General features: G+C 70.6%; 1 protein-coding gene. It reads left to right on the top strand.

Annotated elements, in window-relative coordinates:
* Positions 1–949 (top strand): adenylosuccinate lyase (purB, locus tag ID804_RS12115; protein ID WP_169080457.1); only part of this gene is annotated, 949 nt, incomplete at both ends.

Genomic DNA, 949 nt, shown 5'->3' on the forward strand with positions numbered 1-949 from the left:
CCCGCCGCGAGGCCGTCACGCGACACGACGTCAAGGCCGTCGAGTACCACGTGCGCGAGCGCCTGGCCGAGCTCGGCCTCGGGCACATCGCCGAGCTCACCCACTTCGCCTGCACGAGCGAGGACATCAACAACCTCTCGTACGCCCTCACGGTGCGCGCGGCGATCGTCGAGGTGTGGATGCCCCGGGCCCGGCAGGTCGTCGAGGCGCTGCGCGAGCGCGCCCTCGCCTTCGCCGACGACCCGATGCTCGCGCACACCCACGGTCAGCCGGCCACGCCGACCACGGTCGGCAAGGAGCTCGCCGTCACCGTGCACCGGCTCGAGCGCCTGCTCGCCTCGATCGACGAGGTCGAGTACCTCGGCAAGTTCTCCGGCGCGACCGGCACCTTCTCGGCGCACCTCGCCGCCGACCCCGACCACGACTGGGTCGCCACCTCGCAGGCCTTCGTCGAGGGCCTCGGCCTCACCTGGAACCCGCTGACGACGCAGATCGAGTCGCACGACTGGCAGGCGCAGCTCTACAGCCGTGTCGCGCACGTCGGCCGCGTGCTCCACAACCTCTGCACCGACGTGTGGACCTACATCTCGATGGGCTACTTCCGGCAGATCCCGCAGCCCGGCGCGACCGGCTCGTCGACCATGCCGCACAAGATCAACCCGATCCGGTTCGAGAACGCCGAGGCGAACCTCGAGCTGTCGGCGGCGATCCTCGACTCGCTCGCGGCGACGCTCGTGACGAGCCGACTGCAGCGCGACCTCACCGACTCGTCCGCGCAGCGCAACATCGGCGTTGGCCTCGGCCACTCGCTGCTCGCGCTCGACAACATCCTCAAGGGCCTCGGCGAGATCGACCTCGATCGGGATGCCCTGGCTCGCGACCTCGACGGCAACTGGGAGGTGCTCGGCGAGGCCATCCAGACGGTGATCCGCGCCGAGGTGACCGCCGG

The organism is Microcella alkalica, from assembly GCF_014595885.1.
Taxonomy (GTDB): domain Bacteria; phylum Actinomycetota; class Actinomycetes; order Actinomycetales; family Microbacteriaceae; genus Microcella; species Microcella alkaliphila_B.